This window comes from Streptococcus sp. 53 (assembly GCF_013276565.1).
GTDB lineage: Bacteria > Bacillota > Bacilli > Lactobacillales > Streptococcaceae > Streptococcus.
This window is the reverse complement of the sequence record NZ_VMLG01000001.1, coordinates 51,780-67,169: the sequence shown is the minus strand read 5'-3', so window position 1 is coordinate 67,169 and position 15,390 is coordinate 51,780. Positions and strand designations below refer to the sequence as shown.

14 protein-coding genes and 1 pseudogene are annotated in these 15,390 nt (G+C 40.4%); 2 read left to right on the top strand and 13 right to left on the bottom strand.

What is annotated here, in order from left to right; translation table 11 throughout:
- Positions 1–398 precede the first annotated feature (398 nt).
- The gene (locus tag HT722_RS00315) at positions 399–1,661 is read left to right on the top strand and encodes an NRAMP family divalent metal transporter (protein WP_000075801.1); all 1,263 of its coding nucleotides are present in this window, start codon (positions 399–401) and stop codon (positions 1,659–1,661) included.
- Positions 1,662–1,945: 284 nt separating this feature from the next.
- Here HT722_RS00315 and nrdI read toward each other — a convergent pair whose 3' ends face one another.
- The 5 genes from nrdI to HT722_RS00290 form a co-directional block, all read right to left on the bottom strand.
- Entirely contained in the window at positions 1,946–2,416 is a 471-nt protein-coding gene (gene nrdI / locus HT722_RS00310; protein ID WP_000849623.1) for a class Ib ribonucleoside-diphosphate reductase assembly flavoprotein NrdI, read from the bottom strand.
- Positions 2,417–2,493: 77 nt separating this feature from the next.
- Entirely contained in the window at positions 2,494–3,027 is a 534-nt protein-coding gene (locus HT722_RS00305) for a hypothetical protein (RefSeq protein WP_000729015.1), read from the bottom strand.
- A 60-nt stretch (positions 3,028–3,087) separates the two neighbouring features.
- Positions 3,088–4,374: a response regulator transcription factor gene (locus HT722_RS00300; RefSeq protein WP_173276967.1), complete on the bottom strand. Its 1,287-nt coding sequence runs from the start codon at positions 4,372–4,374 to the stop codon at positions 3,088–3,090.
- Between the two features lie 11 nt (positions 4,375–4,385).
- Entirely contained in the window at positions 4,386–6,056 is a 1,671-nt protein-coding gene (locus HT722_RS00295) for a sensor histidine kinase (protein WP_345789567.1), read from the bottom strand.
- On the bottom strand, positions 6,034–6,648 hold the full coding sequence (locus tag HT722_RS00290) for a YesL family protein (RefSeq protein ID WP_000532349.1): 615 nt from the start codon (positions 6,646–6,648) through the stop codon (positions 6,034–6,036). Before HT722_RS00290 ends, HT722_RS00295 begins: the two co-directional genes overlap by 23 nt.
- Positions 6,649–6,782: 134 nt before the next feature.
- Here HT722_RS00290 and HT722_RS00285 point away from each other — a divergent pair, with 134 nt between their 5' ends.
- Positions 6,783–7,352 carry an MptD family putative ECF transporter S component gene (locus tag HT722_RS00285; RefSeq protein ID WP_173276966.1) on the top strand — a complete coding sequence of 190 codons (570 nt, stop codon included), beginning with the start codon at positions 6,783–6,785 and terminating at the stop codon, positions 7,350–7,352.
- A gap of 244 nt (positions 7,353–7,596) precedes the next feature.
- Here the strand turns inward: HT722_RS00285 and HT722_RS00280 are convergent.
- From HT722_RS00280 to HT722_RS00245, 8 genes and pseudogenes are all read right to left on the bottom strand, one after another.
- Positions 7,597–7,725, bottom strand: a pseudogene (locus HT722_RS00280) (ABC transporter permease); the annotation flags it as partial.
- Between the two features lie 16 nt (positions 7,726–7,741).
- Positions 7,742–8,986 (bottom strand): transporter, encoded by a 1,245-nt coding sequence (locus HT722_RS00275; protein ID WP_173276965.1) that lies wholly within the window; start codon positions 8,984–8,986, stop codon positions 7,742–7,744.
- 185 nt (positions 8,987–9,171) lie between these two features.
- On the bottom strand, positions 9,172–10,041 hold the full coding sequence (locus HT722_RS00270) for an Rgg/GadR/MutR family transcriptional regulator (protein WP_173276964.1): 870 nt from the start codon (positions 10,039–10,041) through the stop codon (positions 9,172–9,174).
- A gap of 129 nt (positions 10,042–10,170) precedes the next feature.
- Positions 10,171–10,863, bottom strand: coding sequence for a methionine ABC transporter permease (locus tag HT722_RS00265; protein WP_000444647.1), 693 nt, complete (start codon positions 10,861–10,863; stop codon positions 10,171–10,173).
- Between the two features lies 1 nt (position 10,864).
- The gene (locus tag HT722_RS00260; RefSeq protein ID WP_049510500.1) at positions 10,865–11,926 is read right to left on the bottom strand and encodes a methionine ABC transporter ATP-binding protein; all 1,062 of its coding nucleotides are present in this window, start codon (positions 11,924–11,926) and stop codon (positions 10,865–10,867) included.
- Positions 11,919–13,292 carry a M20/M25/M40 family metallo-hydrolase gene (locus tag HT722_RS00255; RefSeq protein WP_173276963.1) on the bottom strand — a complete coding sequence of 458 codons (1,374 nt, stop codon included), beginning with the start codon at positions 13,290–13,292 and terminating at the stop codon, positions 11,919–11,921. Before HT722_RS00255 ends, HT722_RS00260 begins: the two co-directional genes overlap by 8 nt.
- Positions 13,293–13,388: 96 nt before the next feature.
- A complete protein-coding gene (locus HT722_RS00250) occupies positions 13,389–14,243 on the bottom strand; it encodes a MetQ/NlpA family ABC transporter substrate-binding protein (RefSeq protein WP_000694505.1) in 855 nt (284 codons plus the stop codon).
- Between the two features lie 153 nt (positions 14,244–14,396).
- Complete coding sequence (locus HT722_RS00245) at positions 14,397–15,227, bottom strand: amino acid ABC transporter substrate-binding protein (RefSeq protein WP_173253153.1); 831 nt, start codon at positions 15,225–15,227, stop codon at positions 14,397–14,399.
- Positions 15,228–15,390: the final 163 nt, after the last annotated feature.

The following is a 15,390-nucleotide window of genomic DNA, read 5'->3' as shown; positions in this document are numbered from 1 at the left end:
AATTTACATGCACCGATTCTTGAAGATTTAGGGAAAATAATTAATTTTATGAGGAGATTGCAAAATCTCCTTTTTTGCTACAAAAATTTTAGAAAAGGGACTTCTAATACTCAATGAAAATCAAAGAGCAAACTAGGTAGCTCGCCACAGGATGCTCAAAATACTGTTTTGAGGTTGTAAAAAGTCAGTAACCATACCTACGGTAAGGCGACGCTGACGTGGTTTGAAGAGATTTTCGAAGAGTATTACTATCATAACAGTTATTTTCAGATCTTCTTTGTAAATTTTCTGTAATTTTCTATCTTTTTTCAAAATCATCTTGCATTTTCCCAAAGTTTTTTGTAGAATATAGATTACATATCCAGATTATTCTGAAAATTCAAAAAGGAGCATCTATCATGTCGCAAGCTATTTCGTTAAATCAATCAACCTGGACAAGTAAACTAAAAGCAATGGGACCTGGAATCCTAATGGCTTCTGCCGCTGTTGGCGGTTCCCACATTGTATCTTCCACTCAAGCTGGTGGTTCTTACGGTTGGTCTCTACTTCTCTTGGTCATCTTAGCCAATGTCTTTAAATATCCATTTTTCCGTTTTGGTGCTGAATACACAGCTGATACTGGAAAGACTTTGGTTGAAGGTTATGCCGAAAAAGGGAAACTCTATCTCTGGATTTTCTTTATCCTCAATATCTTTTCGGCTATGGTCAACACAGCTGGTGTCGCCATTCTGTGCTCAGCTATCATCGCCAGCGCCTTCCCAATGATCGGTCTTAGCATCACTCAGTGGTCCCTCATTCTCGTTGCAATCATTTGGGCTATGTTACTCTTTGGAGGCTACAAACTCTTAGACGGCATGGCAAAATGGATCATGTCAGCTTTGACCATTGCAACTGTTCTTGCAGTTATCATCGCGGCGATCAAGCATCCAGAATACAGCTCTGATTTTGTCGAAAAGACACCTTGGCAAATGGCAGCTCTACCTTTCATCGTTTCCCTCTTAGGGTGGATGCCGGCTCCTATTGAAATTTCAGCTATCAATTCACTTTGGTCTGCTGAAAAGAAAAAGACCGTCAACTTTAACACAGAGGACGCTCTATTTGACTTTAACGTTGGTTACATTGGAACAGCTATCCTAGCTGTGTTCTTTGTAGCACTGGGAGCACTAATTCAGTATCCTACAGGGCAAGCAGTTGAAGCTGCTTCAGCCAAATACATCTCTCAATTCGTGGGCATGTATGCCTCTGTTCTTGGCGAATGGTCCCGTTACTTGATTACCTTTATTGCCTTCCTGTGTATCTTTGGAACAGTTATCACTGTTATCGATGGCTATTCTCGCGTCAATCAGGAATCTCTCCGACTGCTAATCAGTCAAAAAGAAGACAGTAGTAAATCTTTGAACATCTGGATGACCATCACTGCTATCATCGGTATCGTCATTATCAAGTTCTTCGCTGGTCAGGTGTCAACCATGCTCCGCTTTGCCATGATTGGTTCTTTCCTGACAACACCATTCTTTGCTCTTTTGAATTATGCCTTGGTAACGCGTGAAAACAAAAATCTTCCTTCTTGGCTCAAACACCTTGCCATTGCAGGATTGATTTTCCTCTTTGGCTTCGCCATCTTCTTTATCTACGCACTCGCAATCGGAAAAGCAGGTTAACTGACAAGCGCGAGATGAAGATAATACTCTTCGCAAATCTCTTCAAACCACGTCAACGTCGCCTTGCCGTACTCAAGTACAGCCTGCGGCTAGTTTCCTAGTTTGCTCTTTGATTTTCATTGAGTATAAGGTTTCATTTCAAGAGAAAATTCAGCAAATATTTCTATAATAAAAAGCATAAGAACAAGGTTTTAAAGACCTGAACTTATGCTTTTTTACGTTCTCAAAGACTATTTATACTCAAAAAAACAGTTGAAAAATCCCAAGTGCCTCTTATATTGACTTTAATTCTCCTTTTCCAACTCATACAAATCTGCGATAATAGCTGCGACATGTTTGATATCTTCCAGCATGCCTCGCATTTCAAAGTCAGCCAAGACAGGGAAACCAAAACGTTGACTGTATTGCTTAGCTGTCAGGCAGTATTGGTTATTAAAGTTACGATTTCCTGAACCAACCACGCCAAAACACTTACTAGCATTGTCACCATAGGCGATAAAATCCCCAACGGGTGTCGTCAAGATCTCGACATCTCCGTTATCAACGCCATTCCCACCTTCGAGATAGGTCGGCAAAAAAGCGACATAGGGATGGTCCATTTCATAGAAATCGCGACCTTCCTTGACCAAATCCTTGATATGAATCTTTTGAACCTCAATCCCTTTGTACTGGGACAAGAGATAGTCTTTCAAGCGCGTCACAAAACTTTCAGTGTTGCCACTCAAACTAATATAAACTAAAGAAATTGTCTTCATATGTACCTCCATGATTTTATTTTTAATCGAAAAAGAACTACCAAGATTGTATCTTGATAGTTCTTTTTTGTCAATACTTAGGCAAGATTTTCTGCTTCCTCTTCTTCTGCCAAGGCTTTCTGCTGACGCCACATCTTATAGAAGACAAGGGCTAGGAAGAGAACATTGATGACGATATAGAAAATGCTGACAGCTTTTGAACCAATACTCATTGTCAAACGCATGCTCTCATCTTGAACCAACTGCACAGCGTCCTGTAAACCAACATAGCCATAAATCGAACCGATAATAGCTAACAAAACATAGCCAACGTAAGTATAGTTTGCATATTGCAAATTCTTACGAATAAGGAAGACAATCGCTACGACCACTAAAATAGCAGATAGCACAATCAAGGCCATATTAAAAATAGAATGATACGCTTCTGCTACTCCATAGTTGTAATTAAGCTGGTCTTCTAATTGCTGAGCACTGACCCCTGCAACTTGTTTCTGAGCAGCACGAAGGGCTTCTTTGCTAGGTAAGGGACTCAACATTCCAAACAGAGACATTGCTGAAATAAGAGCAGACAAGATTAGCAAGACCCATAGATAAATCGGTTTCTTTTTCATGATAGAACCTCCTAATAATATTATTTTTATTATAGCACATTTTGTAAAGGAATACAAATCTTATAGTATCGTTTCTACCTGTTTTCGGTAGGCTTTTGGCGATTTTCCGCACAATTTTCGGAACACTTTATAGAAATATCCAAGGTTACTGTAACCAACAGCATAACAAATATCTTCGATACTATCACTAGTCGAAAGCAAGAGTTGTTGGGCAGCCTTAATGCGTTGTTTGTTTAGTAATTCTGCGAAGGTCGAATCGGTTTCTCGCTTAATCAACTGTCCTAGATAGACAGGATTGATAAAGAGAGCCTTACTGATATCCTTGAGGGACAGCTCCTTTTGGTAATCCCGACCAATGACTTCCAGCACACTGACCACATTTTCATTCATACGGTATTGACCGAAAAAGCTAATCAGAGTTCCCTTGATATAAGAAACCAATTCATCGAAGGATTGAATAGCATGAATCGTTTTGACAATGTCCGTCATATCATCAGCTTTTAGATGTTCAAACAAGTGAAAGACATCCATGACAAACTGGATAAAAAGCTGTTTGGTAATCGGAACACGCGGTGTATTTTCAAGAACCACCTTCTCCAAAAGGTTCAATTCTTCCACGATTTGATTGAGATTCCCCTGAATGATAACCCTATAAATCGGTTCGTAATAGGCAAAGAGACTCTGAGACTGTTTTAGATTTACAGAACCGTAAAAGAGGGCTTTCTCAGCATTCAGCTTCCAGCGTTCAAAGTGTTCTTGATAAGGAGCTTCAAAAGGTGTAACGACTAAACCATCTAGGGGTTGGTCAGAAATGAAAATCTGCCAGTCTTGACCCAAGACATAGTAGGGAATGGTGAAGGAGCCTTGTTTTTCCTTGGATAGGCCTATCCACCAATTCTCCTTACCTCCTAGATAACTAACAAACCCAGCCTCGTCTAAATCTTGACTAAGGGTCTGGCTTTTCTTCCCTCTCTCGCCGAGCTGACCTGCAATCTTCTCCAGCAGATTTCCCAACTCTACCTTATCAACAGGCTTAACCAGATAGTCCACCACACTAAGGTTCATTGCTCTTTTTACATAATCAAACTCCTGATAACCTGAGAGCAGGATATAGGCAGCATCTGGTAAGATCTCTTTCATCTCCCGAATCATATCAAGCCCTGTTTTGTCGGGCATATTGACATCGGAAATGATGACATCGACGGGATTTTCCTGAACATATTCTAGGGCTTCATCGGCATGACTGGCTGTTGCGACGACCTCCATATCCCACTTATCAAAGGGAATCAAACGTTTCAGACCTTCTGTCACCATGTACTCATCATCTACTAATAATACTTTATACATTTTCTCCCTTTCTACTCATCTTGAATTGTAATACGATACTGAACACCTGCTTGCTCTGCAGACTCTATAGTAATGCCATAGCGGTCCCCAAAATAGAGCACAAAACGCTCATGTACATTGGCAATCCCGATAGACTGCCTTTGGGCACTGTAGCTGGCTTGGTGTTCAAAGTTTCTCTGACTTAGTTTTTCTCGGAGATTTGCCAGCTTTTCAGCCGACATTCCACGGCCATTATCGACTACTAAAATTTCCACAAAACCATCCTGTTTAAGCGCCTTGATGCTAATCACATTATCTGTCCGCCTGTGGTCAACACCATGCGCGAAATAATTTTCTACCAGCGGTTGCAAGGTAAACTTAGGAATCTTCATATTCTCTAACTCTGGGTCTATCTTGAAACCATAGGCAATAGATTTAGGATAGCGAACCATGCAAAGATAACTATATTTACGGCAAAATTCTAATTCCTGTTTGAGAAGAGTTTCTCTTTCGTCAGAAATATTGTTACGTAATAGACTACTGAACTCATAAATGATATCTGCCAACTCATCTTGACTTTGCATGACTGCGTACATACGTAAAAATTCCAGCGTATTATACATAAAATGAGGATTGATTTGCGCCTGCAGGGCTCGCATATTGGCATCTTTTTGACTGAGCTCTAGCTGATAAATATCATGGATATTCTTTTCCAATCGATCCAACATATCATTGGTCGTCTCCGCGATTAGGAGCAATTCCTGATCCTTTTCAAGTGTGTCAATACGAAGACCTTCCTCTCCTTGGGCAATAGCTTGAATAGAATCCACCAAATCCACTACCTGCTTTTGGTAATTAGCAAAAGTCTGCCTCAAAGTCAGATAGAGAATGACAATAAAGAGAAGGCTCAAGCTCACAATCAAAGCAGAGCTGGTCACCGTTCCTTGTAAAACAAAGTTTTTGGGAACCGCCACCTGAACCTGATAGCCATGAGAGGTTAAGCCAACTAGCCAATTTTCACTCTCCTTATCAACTGTTTCACCAATATGAAAAATCTCCGTATCAAAAGGTGAGGTCACTGTTACTGCCATCGGAGTATGACCTCTAGTATTATCAATGGCATGGTATAAAACAGCAGGATCCAAGGAGATGTAAATCACTCCTAAATCTTGATCTGACACTGGATCTGACACCGGAATGGCAAAACTATTTCCTGCTGGTTTGAAATCCTCAGCCCTGATTTTTTCTCCACTACGTTTGTCTTTAGTAGAAACATAGACTTCCTTGTAATCTTGAAAAGCAATGGCCACTCCAGTTACAAAATCATTTCGAACATAGAGGTCATCAACATTTTCATGCAGAGAGACTGATACATAAGGCGAAGCTTTCCGCTCTAATTGCCAGTAAAAATAGTCTGGCATGCTGAGGCTAAAGTACTTATAGATTCCCTCAATACGAGCTTGATTTTCAACTAAAGCCTGAGCTATCTGGGTTGACTCTCTATGGTAATATTCAATTTCACTCACTGTTCTAGCAGTTACACGCTGGGCTACTCTCTGGGCTTCCTTTTCCCGTGAATCCCAGTCAGCGTAAGAGAGTAAGATTGCAAAACTCGCAATAATAATGATCATCACTGAACTGTAGGTTCGCAGAAGCGTATGTAGCCAAAACTGCTTCATCCTACTTTGTCGCCAATTTTTCATGGATACTTTCATAGACCGGTTCCAACATATCACTGATAAAGAAATGCCACATCCCAATTCCTACAAAAAATAGCAGGGCAGGCATATAGTAACCAATTGCCACAAGTAGCACGGTCCCAAGGAGAACCTTGGCCACAGCTGCTAGGCTCATAAAGATGCCAATCAAGGATAGTTTGAGACTATTTCGATAAGACAAGTCAAAATAAACTTGTAGTTTCAAAGATACTGTATAAGCCAAAAACAGCAGGGCAACTACTAGAACATTCAAAAAGGTCGCAATCAAATGAATAATAGTCTGATGAGGCAATTGTACCAAGAGATACAAGCCATAGACCAAAACTAAATCCACTCCTAAAAAGCTATAGAAAATCAGGTTGCTTGAGACGAAATTTTGCTTATAAAGAGACCACGCCTCCTTCAAGCTATATTCCCGAAAACTATAACCATGTTCTGCATATAGGCTCATCAAGGTAGCACTAGCTGGCGCTAGACCAAGGATAATCCCTCCTGCCAATGTTAATAGCCAAAAGAAGGCTGTCGCAATCATCCCTAAAAAGAAACGATTAAAGACAAAGTCTAAAAATCTCCCCATGATATCCTCCTAAAAATAACTCTGAAACTATTATAGCATATTTCAAGCGTTTTCAAACACATAGACTATCCATTTACAATCCCACCAAACCGTGGTACAATGAGAATTGTGAAAAAATGATCAGGAGATGATTCATGAAAAAATCTATCTTAACTACACTGCTTTTTGCAGTTCTTTACTTCCTCTGCATGGGGATTGGTGTCCTTTTGGGCAATCTCTTTGACCAAACTGGAAACATGTTTTATGCGCCTGCTTTTACTGCCCTTGTCGGCGGTAGCGTCTATATGATCCTAGTCGCAAAAGTTCCGCGCTTTGGAGCCATTACCACTATCGGTCTTGTTATTGCTCTCTTTTTCTTGGGAACTAAACACGGTGCCGGTGCCTTCCTTCCTGGAATTATCTGTGGTCTGCTAGCAGATGCAGTAGCTAACCTCGGAAAATACAAGGACCAAACTAAGAATTTCCTTTCTTTCATACTCTTTGCCTTTAGTACAGCAGGACCAATCTTGCTTATGTGGATTGCGCCCAAAGCCTATATGGCAACCCTTCTAGCAAGAGGAAAATCCCAAGAATATATCGACCGTATCATGGTCGCTCCAACCCCTGGAACTGTCCTTCTATTTATCGCAAGTGTTGTCATCGGAGCCCTAGTGGGTGCCTTGATTGGACAAGCCTTGAGTAAAAAATTTGCGCAGAAAATCTAGTCAATAAAAAAGAGCCAGACGGCTCTTTTTTATTTATGGCTCAAGACTTAGTCAAGAAATCTCCCAAGAATTGGATCGCAAAGATAATCAAAATGATAATGATAGTTTCCAAAATGGCACATCGTGATTGTAGCGGTTAATACTCAATGAAAATCAAAGAGCAAACTAGGAAGCTAGCCGCAGGCTGTACTTGAGTACGGCAAGGCAACGCTGACGTGGTTTGAATTTGATTTTTGAAGAGTATAAATCCATAAGCGATGGCTACGTTAGCAATACCACCAGCTCCAACCGCACCAGCCATAGCTGTTTCCCCAACAAGGGAAATCAAGGTCACAGTCGTCACACGGATCAAATCTGGAAGACCTTCTAGTAAGCCTGATTTTCCTAGGTTAAAATTTTTTACCCGAAAAACTTCTTTTTTCTAGTGATAAAATCAACCCTATCACACTCACTACCAAAAACACCCACCAACACAGCCTAATATCTTGCAAAGCTAAGAAGGAAAATACAGACATCCCCAAGGGTAATGTTAGGGAAAAAATCATACTCAAGAGATTATTACTTCTAGCTAATACATCCGCACTCAAATTAGACAATAACAGAGTATCTAATTTAGGCATTGATTTCGACATCAAATACATGACAAAGGCTAAGCAAACAACACCTACTAGAGGAGAAAAATCTAAAATATTAGCAGTAGCAAGTAATACAAACAGACTTGCATTGAGTGATAACAAGCTTGAAAACGACAATTTTCCAAAATAATCATGGGGAGTTAGGCTACCAAGAATAGCTCCTCCTAAGCTAACACATTCAATTAAAAATAGGGATTGAGCATAGCTGAGATGATAGATAGTATGGTCTAATAAGTAAAAGTGATAAATACCTCCAACAGCTCCTCCTAAAGTATTCATTACCAAAATGACAAGGATCATTTTAAGCAATGATTTACTTTCTTTCTGTCTAAATATATTATCCATGTCCGCATAGATTGCCTTAACTTGTTGAAGTAAACTAATCGACTTATCCTCTACACTTACAGACAAATACGTCAATTCTCTTCTATTTTTGAATAAAATGAGAGAAGATAGTAAAAAGAAGCCAGCATTCACAATTGCAACAAAAGAAAAATTTTGGTGGCTTGTTGTGAGTAACCACACTCCTAAGGCTTGACCTCCTAGATTTGATAAATAGGAGACAAACTGAGTAAAGGAATAAGCTTCATAGAGCTTATCTTCCGAAATATTATGCTGGATAATCGGCATACGAAGGCCTGCTGTATAATCTGATAAAATATCTGAACAGATATTAACCATACAGATAAAAGCAAACGTTACGAAGTTCTGGTCATGAATCACACTAGCAATCAAAAGAAATAGGAGACTTTGCGCACAACCAACCCAGATTATTGTCCCTGCTTTATTCCGAGTATGATCAGCCTTAATCCCAACATAAAAAGTAAATAGGAAAGGTAAAATCGTAATCATATTAGCCATAAATACAGCTATATTTTTAAAGGGTAGACTCGCAGCATAAACGATAAATACCAGATTATAAATATAAGCTCCACTTGAGCTCAAAAACCTTGATAAGGTCAGTATTCTAAATAAATGATGTTTTAAGAATAGTTTCATAACAGGGCTTTCTCCATATTTCAAAGAGTATTCTATTGAAACCAGTCTAACAAAAAAAGCGGGACTCCCCACTTTTTTGTAATATATTTTTTCTGAAAATAGAAACTCTAGCGCCTAGAAACTGCTAATTATCAATCCATCTACAAGCCTATTTATTTTTCATCAGTCGATGTAACGAGAATATATTACAAATCTTTATTTGAAAGCTGATTTGCAAAATAGTTTTCATAGTATCTTGCACCATCTACATACTCTAAATCTTGTAAGATTGTAATGCCTCTCTGGATTTTTTCAAGACCCTTATTTTTTACATTAAAAATAGTATCATAATACCCTTTAGCAATCATATAAATGATTTTAAGATAAGCTTGAGATTCTGGCAATTCTCGTTTTTCAATCTGAAAGATAAAATAATCTGCTTTTAATTTATCCTTTTCCTCTATCGCTTTAAAGAGTCCATTAATTAAAATGGTGTCAATACCAACTTTGTTACTAGGTAAAGAGCCTAATAAATCTGTCTTTTGTAACATCTCCCTAGAATATTTAAAATAGAGGGGCAGAGGAAACAAAGTAGAAATCGTTGAAAATAGTTCCAATTCATAATTTCCCCAGATGTCAATAGTAAAAAAATAGTCATAGAGAAAAGTCAGTTCTTCATCCGTTGCCCTTATGTTTGAATCAAAAAACACGAGAAGGCTTTTGAGACGAATCATTTGTAAAAGATAGCTTTTTTCACCACTTGATCTATACTTTTGAGTCGTCTCTTCATACAAGGAGTGGAGAGAATCAATCCCTTCTCTGTCATATAAATCCCAGAGATTTTCTTGAAAAGCCAGGACCTTTTTCTGAGAAAAACCACGTACCAAGTACATAAATTCATTCAAATCAGAGTGGATGTTATCTAAGGCAGTAATCAATTTCATAGATGATAAGTCTGCTTCTCCACGCTCAAATTTGCTCAGCATGGAATAAGTAAACTCTCCTCCCGTCGCCTCCTGTAGAGATACATTCCGGCTCTTTCTCAATTCTTTAAAAACTTCTCCCAGATTTTGCATATTGACTCCCCACAATTCTTAACTCTCTAACTCATAAAAGTAACGGTTGATAGCAACCAGTACAGAGAATTTTAAGTCTTGACTATAACGACAACTCCTATGAATGATGTACAGATTGCCTAGTTCTCTTTATTTATGGCTCAATTTCTTGGTCAAGAAATCTCCCAAGAATTGGATTGCAAAGATAATCAAAATGATAATGATGGTTGCCAAGATGGTCACATCGTGATTGTAGCGGTTAAATCCATAAGCGATGGCTACGTTACCGATACCACCAGCTCCAACCGCACCCGCCATAGCTGTTTCACCAACAAGGGAAATCAAGGTCACAGTTGTCACGCGGATTAAGTCTGGAAGACCTTCTGATAGGTAAACACCCACGATGTCCCAGAAAGTCGCTCCGCTCGCTTGAGCTGCCTCAATGACACCACCATCTAGCTCAGCCAAGACAACCTGCACCTGACGGGCAAAGAAGGCAAAGACTGCAAAAGATAGCGGTACGATAGCTGCATTTGGACCAATGCTTGTTCCTACGATTAGATGAGAGAAGGGTGACAAGACTGCCAAGAGAATGATAAAAGGAACCGCACGGAAAATAGAGGTGATTTTATCCAAAATCCAGAAGACGACCTTATTTTCCAAGACACCACCCGGCGCTGTCAAGACAAGGAAAAGACCCGCCACTAGACCCAAGAAACCTCCGATGATGAAGGAAAGAACTGTCATATAGAGGGTTAGGTAGATGGCTGTTCCCCAGCCTGCCTGACCAGCCCAGCCCATCTTATAGACATTTGGCAAATAGGTTTGAATCAATGATTCCATCTTACTGTCCTCCCTTCAATACTTTTAGTTGTACGCCTGCTTGACGAATGGCATCTTGGGCACCTGCCAACGCTGCTTTTTCACCTGACAAGACCACCACCAATTCTCCAACAGGGGTACCATCGAGGATTTCGATATTTCCATAGAGGATATTAGCCGTTACTTGGTAATGCTTGTACAATTCATTCAAAAGTGGCTCGTCTGTTGAAGCCCCTGCATACTTGAGTTGCACCAAGAGACTGTTTTCAGACAAGTGTTCCACGATTTCTTGCTTCTCGATTTTGACCATGGCTTCGTCAATACCTGTGGCTGTTGAGATAAAGTCTTGAGTCAAAGGTTGTTTAGGGTCTGAGAAGATTTCAAGGACACTACCCTCTTCAATCAAATGTCCGTCCTGCATAACTGCCACACGATTGGCAATGTCTTTGACAATCTGCATTTCATGCGTAATCAAGACAACCGTCAAGCCTAATTTCTGGTTCAAATCTTGCAACAAGGCCAAAATCTGCTTGGTTGTCTTAGGGTCAAGGGCAGAAGTTGACTCATCTGAAATCAAGATTTTTGGATCATTTGCCAAGGCACGCGCAATGGCCACACGCTGTTTTTGCCCTCCAGATAATTGTGAAGGGTAGTTTTCAGCACGGTCCGCCAAGCCAACCAAGTCCAACAACTTAGCAACTTTAGCTTTCTTTTCTTCCTTGCTAAGTCCAGAGTGTTTAAGGGCAAAGGCTACATTCTCCTCTGCTGTCTTTTGGCTCATCAGGTTAAAATGCTGGAAAATCATCCCGATATCCTGACGCTTACGACGCAACTGCTCGGCTGTCAAGGTCACCTTGCCATCAAAAATCACATCGTCGTCAATGGTAATTTTCCCTGCAGATGGCTTTTGCAAGAGGTTAATCACCCGTACAAGGGTTGATTTCCCTGCTCCAGAATATCCAACGATTCCGTAGATATCCCCTTCTTGGATATGAATGGTCACATCCTTGACCGCTGTGATGGTTCTCTTCTTTTGATGAAAAGTCACATCGATCTGATCTAACTTGATAATATCTCTACTCATAGCTTCTAATCAGCTCCTCTACTAATTCAATATGGGTATAGTAATCGGCGATTCGCACGTTCTCATCTCCACCGTGGTCTCGACTATTGGCATTTCCTAGACCGAAGGCCACCATTGGCACCTCTAGGGCATCAAAGACCGTATGCATAGGCCCTGTCCCAGCTGTCGTCGGCAAGACTGAAACGCCCTGTGGATAGAATTTCTTGGCCAACTCGATTACATTGAGAATGGCTGGTGCGCTCATATCGCTTCGATAGCTCATCTCTCCCAAGGTATAGTATAATTCTACCTTATCAAAGCCATTTTTGTCTAGCTGTTTCCGAATTTTTTCCAGAACATCATGCGGTTCTAAGCCCGGAACCAGACGAACCTCTAACTTGGCACTGGCTTCTGCAGGCAAAATAGTCTTAACCCCTTGCCCTTGATAACCAGACTGGATTCCTTCGATATTAAGGGCTGGCTCGAAAAAGAAACGTTCTAGAAAGGCCATCCGCTCTTCCTGTAAGAGAGGCAACTCCAAGCCATAGATCCGACTAACTTCCTCTGGGTTTCGTTGACCATAAGTTTCTAGCAAGGCCATTTCTCGTTCATTTGGCTCTTGTACTTCTTCGTACAAACCTTCAACCAAGATACGGCCATCCGCAGCACGAAGAGACTGTAAGGCTTGGAGGAGATACCAAGGAGCTGATTCCACAACCCCACCATAACTAGAATGGATATCGACATCAGCGCTTTTTACCTTGGCATCAAAGGTCACAATCCCCTTATTTCCACCAGAAATTTCTAGCTGTTCCAAGGCATTTTTAGTCCCTTGTTCCCAGACCAATAAATCCGCTCCACGGAGTTTGTCCGCATGTTTTTCCAAATACTTATCTAGGTCTGTCGAAGCTGATTCCTCCGCTCCCTCCATGATAAAACTGATATTGACAGGCAGGTCATAGTGGTGCTGCATATATTTTCTCAAAGCACTCAAACGAGCTGTGATATGACCCTTATCATCGTCAACCCCACGCCCATACATAAAACCATTGCGGACCGAAAGCGTAAAGGGATCCTCTGTCCAGACCTGATCCCCATCCGCTGGCACAGTGTCATAGTGGTTATAGAAAATTAGGGTCTTGGCATCTGGACGCGAACTCTTGAAATGCGCCATGACAAAGGGCGCTGTATAAGTCTCATCAATCTCCACTTCAGCCCCAACACGCTTGAAAATCTCACCCAGATAGTTGGCAACTTCTTTGAGACCCACCTGTTGGGCAAAGACCGACTTCTTAGAAATCAAGGTACGCAAAACCTCAAAATAGTGCTGGGCTACATGATCCTTTTCAAATTTTTCAATCTGTTCTTGTTCGCTAGGAAAAACCATATTCTCTCTACCTTTCTATGAACTACTCTTCCTGACAATCCATGCTCTATACAAAAGCAAGAGGTGGAATTTTCTCTCCCACCTCCCTGTTTCTTATTACCAAACTGGTTGATCCAAACCGTCTGATGTTTCTTCGATAACTTTTTTCACGTCATCTGTGTGGTAAGCTGCGATCACTTTCTTGATAGCATCAGCCTTAGGTGATGTTTCCCAATCTTTTTTCGCAACGATGATGTTGTACCATTGTTTTGAATTTTCATCAGCTTGTTCTTTGAAAAGTGCTTTCTTGTAGTCCAATTTTGCTTCTGTAACGAAGGTATTGTTTACAACAGCAGCATCAACTGATGACAATGAACGAGCTGTTTGGCTAGCGTCCAATTCAGTGATTTTCAAGTTCTTTGGATTTTCTTTGATGTTAGCAACTGTTGCAAGGGCAGTTCCTGAAACGTCCAATTTAATCAAGCCAGCTGATTGAAGCAAGTAAAGCGCACGGCTTTCGTTTGTAGCATCGTTCGGTACAGCGATTTCTCCGTTTGCTGGGATGTCTTCTACTTTAGTGTACTTGTTGTCACTTCCATTCAAACCTGAGTAAAGGCGGATTGGAGAGATGTAAGTATCCGCAATCGCTACAAGATCTTTCCCATTTTCTTTGTTCCAGTTGTTCAAGAAGTTGTAGTGTTGGAAAGCGTTCAAGTCTACTTCGCCGTCAGCAGTTGCCTTGTTTGGTTGTGAGTAGTCTGTGAACTCTGTAAATTCCAAAGTGATACCGTCTTTTTTAACCAATTCTTGAATTTTGTCCCAACGTTTTTCTTCAGAACCGCTACGGTTAACAGTTGCGATTTTGATAGTTGTTGCATTGTCTGCTTTCTTTTCTGAGTTTCCGCAAGCTGCAAGAGCCAAACCTGCGACTGTAGCAAGGGCTGCTAGGCCAAGCCATTTTTTGATTTTCATGATTCTTTCTCCTTAAAAATAATACCGTACTAGTATCTCATACTTTGTTCAATTGCACAAATTGTTATTAGATAATCAGATATATAGTTTAAAACTATATCCCTAAAGACTCAGAAATCACCCCTCTTACTCAGAATGGATGATTTCAAGAAATTATTTAATATCAGCTTCTGCCGGTAGGTAAGTGTCTCCGAAGAATTGTTTAGATAATTTTTCAAGAGTGCCATCTTTGTAAAGTTCTTTAATGCGTTTGTCTACAAATGATTTCAACTCATCTTGACCTTGAGCAAGAAGTGGGTAAACGTACGGTTGTTGGTCGCTTGGAAGTTCGATAACTTTCAAGTTATCCAAACCTTGGTTCTTGATCACTGTTTCAACACCGATTTTATCAAAAATCTTATAGTCAAATTGGCCATCGCTCAAACGTACCATGATTTGTTGGAAGTCTGCCTTAGTATAGTTAAGGATAGTTGGGTTGTCCGGGTGTTCAGCGTTGTATGCTTCTAACTGCTTAGCTGATGTAGTGGCTTGAACGACTTCCGTCGATTTTCCACCGATATCAGCGAGAGACTTGATGCTAGAGTCATCTTTCTTCACTACAAGGACATTAGGGTTTTGGGCAATTGGTGCGGCATAGAGGTATTTCTCCGCACGTTCTTTAGTGTAGCTAAGATTGTTGACAGCCATATTGTAACGGTCAGCGTCAAGACCAGCAAATACACCTGACCATTCTGTCTTTTCAAATTTGACATCATACTTGTCAGAGTCTTTAAAGATAGCGCGAACCACTTCAATTTCATAACCAGTCAATTCGCCATTTTCTTCATAGATAAATGGTTTTGGCGAGCCATTGGTTGCAACGATGATTTCTTTCTTGCTAGTTGCTTCTCCTTCTTTCTTAGCACCACCTGAGCAAGCTGCTAAAACACCTGCAGCAATAAGCCCTAGAGCAGCAAGAGATGAGTATTTAACGATTTTTTTCATGTCATTTCCTCCAAAATAGAATACCTTATAATCTTAACAGAAAAAGACCATTTACGCCATTATATGATATCTATCTCTGTGATAGGTTTTCTTTATGGCTAATTTATACTCAATGAAAATCAAAGAGCAAACTAGAAAGCTAGCCGTAGGTTGCTCAAAACAC